Here is a 4,497-nt window from a genome sequence, read left to right on the forward strand (position 1 = left end):
CTCAACGGCGGCAGCTAGCAGGGCTAAGCGCGTTCTCTTTATCAAGGACGGTATTCTTTACAACCAAATCTACCGTGGAGACAAGACAGAACGTCAGATGTTTCAAGAAATCTCTGATACCTTGACTGTCATGGCAAGCGAGGTGAATTAGTATGTTCCGATTAACCAATAAGTTAGCGGTATCCAACTTGATTAAAAACCGCAAACTCTACTATCCCTTTGCCCTTGCTGTTCTCTTAGCAGTGACCATCACCTATCTCTTTTACTCATTGTCACTTAATCCTAACATAGGCAAGATCCGAGGGGGAGAAAGTATCTCTATGACCCTTGCTCTCGGTATGGTGGTTGTTACCATCGCTTCTGGAATTATTGTCCTTTATGCCAATAGTTTCGTCATGAAGAACCGTTCCAAGGAGCTGGGTGTATATGGTATGCTGGGTCTCGAAAAGCGCCATTTGATTAGTATGGTTTTTAAGGAACTTGTTATATTTGGTTCCCTAACCTTGACAGCGGGACTTAGTCTAGGAGCACTCTTTGATAAGCTAATCTTTGCCCTTCTTTTGAAGTTAATGAAAATGAAAGTGGAGCTCGTTTCGACTTTCCAACCAATTGTCTTTATCCTAGTTCTCATCGTCTTTGGAGCTATCTTCCTAGGTTTGATTTTTATCAATGCCTTTCGCATCGCGCGCATGAATGCCCTTCAGCTTTCTCGTGAAAAAGCTAGTGGTGAGAAAAAAGGACGTTTCTTAAGTCTTCAAACTATTCTAGGTCTGATTAGCTTAGGTTCAGGTTACTACCTAGCAGTTGCTGTTGAAAATCCCCTAACTGCCCTTATGATTTTCTTCGTAGCAGTTTTGCTGGTAATCTTTGGTACCTATCTCTTGTTTAATGCAGGGATTACAGTTTTCCTACAAAACTTGAAGAAAAACAAGCGTTATTATTACCAACCCAATAACATGATTTCCGTATCCAATCTCATCTTCCGTATGAAGAAAAATGCGGTTGGTCTGGCAACAATTGCTATTCTCTCAACCATGGTCTTGGTAACCATGTCTGCTGCAACTAGTGTCTTCAAGGGTTCTGAAACTTTCAAGAAAGTCATGAATCCACATAATTTTGGAATTACAGGTCAGAATGTTGAAAAAGAAGACATAGAAAAATTATTGAATCAATATGCTAGTGATAAAGGATTAACTGTTACAAAGAAAGAAGTCCTTACATACAGTAACTTTGGTGTGGCAAATCAAGAAGGTACGAAATTGACAATCTTTGACAAAGGTCAAAATCGTGTTCAACCGAAAACTGTTTTTATGGTCTTTGACCAAAAAGACTACGAGAATATGACGGGTCAGAAACTCGCACTTTCAGGAAAGGAAGTGGGATTGTTTACTAAAAACAAAGAACTTCAAGGACAGAAAGAACTGACTCTGAATGACCAGACCTACACGATCAAGGAAGAAATCAAAAAAGATTTTATTCTTGAACATGTCCCAAACCAGTACAATATTCTAACTTCGGACTATAACTATCTGGTTGTTCCTGACCTACAAGCCTTTCTTGACCAGTATCCTAATTCTTCCATCTTTAATCAATACTACGGTGGTATGGATGTAACGGCTAGCGAGGACGAGCAGCTTAAAATTGCAGATGACTATTCAAAATTCGTTAACAACTTTAATAGGGAAATAAACAAAGAAGGAAGTTATGTTTACGGAAGCAATCTGGCTGATAGTAGTGCGCAGATGAGTGCTCTCTTTGGTGGAGTATTCTTCATCGGTATCTTCCTCTCTGTTATCTTTATGGTGGGAACTGTTCTCGTCATCTACTACAAACAAATCTCTGAAGGTTATGAAGACCGTGAACGCTTTATCATTTTGCAAAAGGTCGGTCTCGATCAAAAGCAAATCAAGCAAACCATCAATAAACAGGTGCTAACTGTTTTCTTCCTTCCTTTGCTTTTTGCCTTTCTACACCTTGCTTTTGCCTATCATATGCTTAGCCTCATCCTAAAAGTCATTGGGGTGCTAGATGCGACTATGATGTTGACTGTCACACTTTCCATTTGTACCATCTTCCTCATCGTCTACGTCTTGATCTTTATGATTACCTCAAGAAGCTATCGAAAGATTGTGCAAATGTAAAAAAGATACCTCGATATTCGAAATCGAGGTATTTCTTTTATCCTAAATGCTGAAGAGTTGTCCAAACAGGTAAGTCACTCCCATGGTCAGAAGTCTGATAGAGAGGTTACGGATCATAGCAGTTTTCGTAGGTGCCTTGCCTAGTTTAGCACTGGTATAGCCAGTGACGATTAAGGGAAAGGGTCACGATAAAAACAGTAGCAGGGATGCGATAGTCACTTGGAAAGACGGTGATTAAAAGCATAGGAGGAAGACTTCCCAGTACAAAGGCGATAAAGCTAGAGATCGCAGCATGCCAAGGATTGGTAAACTCTTCGTACTCGATCCCATACTTTTCCTCAACCAAGGCTTTGAGTGGATTTTTTAAAAAGGCCTTATTGGTCAAGAGTTGGGCGGACGTTTCACACTCACCATTTTGAAGGTAAGCAGCATAGAGGGATTGTTTTGCAGATTCGATGTCTTTATCTAAGAGTAATTGCTCTCTAGCGACAGCAGCTTCTTCCGTGTCTTTCTGAGTGGATACAGAGACATATTCGCCACCGGCCATAGAAAAAGCACCAGCGAGGATAGCGGCCAATCCTGATAAAAATATAATCTAGATATTGCTTGTCGCACTGGCAACCCTGATAACGACTCCAGCGATAAAAATAATCTCATCATTGGCACCGAGAATACCCGTACGTAGGTTATTGAGATGTCTGCAATTTTATCGAAAAAGTAGGGGGTATCTAGCGGTCAGTCCTAGTGTACTAGTCCTTTTTCAGCTTATCTATGGTATAATAGAAGGTGGATTTATCAATTGGAGAACGAAGGATTTTATGATTAAACTTGTAGCAACAGATATGGATGGAACCTTTCTAGATGGAAAGGGACAGTTTGATATGGAACGTCTCAAAAACGTACTTGTTTCCTATAAGAAAAAGGGCATTTATTTTGCAGTGGCTTCGGGGCGTGGACTTCTGTCACTTGAAAAACTCTTTGCAGAAGTACGCGACGAGATCATCTTTATCGCTGAGAATGGTAGTCTCGTTGAGTTCCATGGAGAAGATCTGTACGAGGCTACTATGTCTCGGGATTTTTACTTGAGCACTTTTGAAGCTTTAAAGAAATCACCTTATTTTGATGAAAGAAAAATGCTCTTGACTGGGAAAAAAGCTTGTTATGTTTTGGACACAGTGGATGAGACCTATCTGATGTTTAGCCGTCACTACAATGAAAACATTCAAAAAGTGGGCAGTCTGGAAGAGATCACAGATGATATTTTCAAATTCACTACTAACTTTACTGAAGAAACGATAGAAGCTGGTGAGGCCTGGGTCAACGAAAATGTTCCTGGTGTGAAGGCCATGACAACAGGTTTTGAATCCATCGATATTGTCTTGGACTATGTTGATAAGGGTGTGGCTATTGTTGAGCTGGCAAAAAAACTTGGTCTGACCATGGATCAGGTTATGGCGTTTGGAGATAATCTCAATGACCTTCACATGATGCAGGTTGTGGGGCACCCAATCGCTCCTGAAAATGCGCGACCAGAGATTTTAGAATTAGCAGAAGCAGTGATTGGCCACCATAAGAACCAGTCAGTGATGTTTTATATGGAGGGCTTGTAATGGCAGATATTAAATTGATTGCATTGGACTTGGATGGTACCTTGCTGACAACGGATAAAAAGCTGACAGATCGTACCAAGGCAGTTCTCAAAACTGCGCGTGATCGTGGCATCAAGGTCGTACTGACAACAGGGCGTCCTTTGAAGGCTATGGATTTCTTTCTCCATGAGCTGGGGACTGATGGTCAGGAGGACGAGTACACCATCACCTTTAATGGTGGTCTGGTACAGAAAAATACGGGAGAGATTCTCGATAAAACAGTCTTTTCTATCGACGATGTGGCACGCTTGTACGAGGAAACTGAAAAACTGGGATTACCGTTAGATGCCATTTCAGAAGGAACCGTCTATCAAATCCAATCGGACCAAGAAAGTCTCTATGCTAAGTTCAACCCTGCCTTGACTTTTGTGCCTGTCGCTTTTGAAGATCTATCTAGTCAGATGACGTATAATAAATGTGTGACTGCCTTTGCCCAAGAACCTTTGGATGTAGCGATTCAACAGATTTTTCCAGAATTGTTTGACCAATATGAGATCTTTAAATCACGGGATATGTTGCTGGAATGGTCTCCTAAGAATGTTCATAAGGCAACAGGCTTAGCAAAATTAATTAAACATCTAGGAATCGAACAAAGTCAAGTTATGGCTTGTGGTGACGAGGCCAATGACCTTTCCATGATTGAGTGGGCGGGTCTGGGAGTTGCCATGCAAAATGCAGTTCCAGCGGTTAAGGCAGTTGCAAATGTG

At 41.1% G+C, this 4,497-nt stretch carries 3 protein-coding genes and 2 pseudogenes; 4 read left to right on the forward strand and 1 reads right to left on the reverse strand.

The window, feature by feature from the left end:
* Positions 1–151, forward strand: a pseudogene (locus tag SORDD16_RS03690) (ABC transporter ATP-binding protein); the annotation flags it as partial.
* A gap of 1 nt (position 152) precedes the next feature.
* Entirely contained in the window at positions 153–2,141 is a 1,989-nt protein-coding gene (locus SORDD16_RS03695) for an FtsX-like permease family protein (protein ID WP_061452424.1), read from the forward strand.
* Between the two features lie 42 nt (positions 2,142–2,183).
* On the opposite strand, the pseudogene SORDD16_RS03700 reads toward SORDD16_RS03695, so the two are convergent.
* Positions 2,184–2,814, reverse strand: a pseudogene (locus SORDD16_RS03700) (VIT1/CCC1 transporter family protein).
* A 145-nt stretch (positions 2,815–2,959) separates the two neighbouring features.
* Between SORDD16_RS03700 and SORDD16_RS03705 the strand changes: the two are divergent.
* Together SORDD16_RS03705 and SORDD16_RS03710 are read left to right on the forward strand one after the other, a co-directional pair.
* Positions 2,960–3,751, forward strand: a complete 792-nt coding sequence (locus tag SORDD16_RS03705) for a Cof-type HAD-IIB family hydrolase (RefSeq protein WP_061452425.1) — start codon at positions 2,960–2,962, stop codon at positions 3,749–3,751.
* The coding region (locus SORDD16_RS03710; protein WP_241733963.1) for a Cof-type HAD-IIB family hydrolase at positions 3,751–4,497 on the forward strand (747 nt) is incomplete at its 3' end. The genes SORDD16_RS03705 and SORDD16_RS03710, both read left to right, overlap by 1 nt.

This window comes from Streptococcus oralis, assembly GCF_001578945.1.
GTDB classification, from domain to species: Bacteria; Bacillota; Bacilli; order Lactobacillales; family Streptococcaceae; genus Streptococcus; species Streptococcus oralis_Q.

Coding starts and splice junctions, on each gene's coding strand:
- SORDD16_RS03695 (WP_061452424.1), top strand. CDS start 153: ATGTTCCGATTAACCAATAAGTTAGCGGTATCCAACTTGATTAAAAAC.
- SORDD16_RS03705 (WP_061452425.1), top strand. CDS start 2,960: ATGATTAAACTTGTAGCAACAGATATGGATGGAACCTTTCTAGATGGA.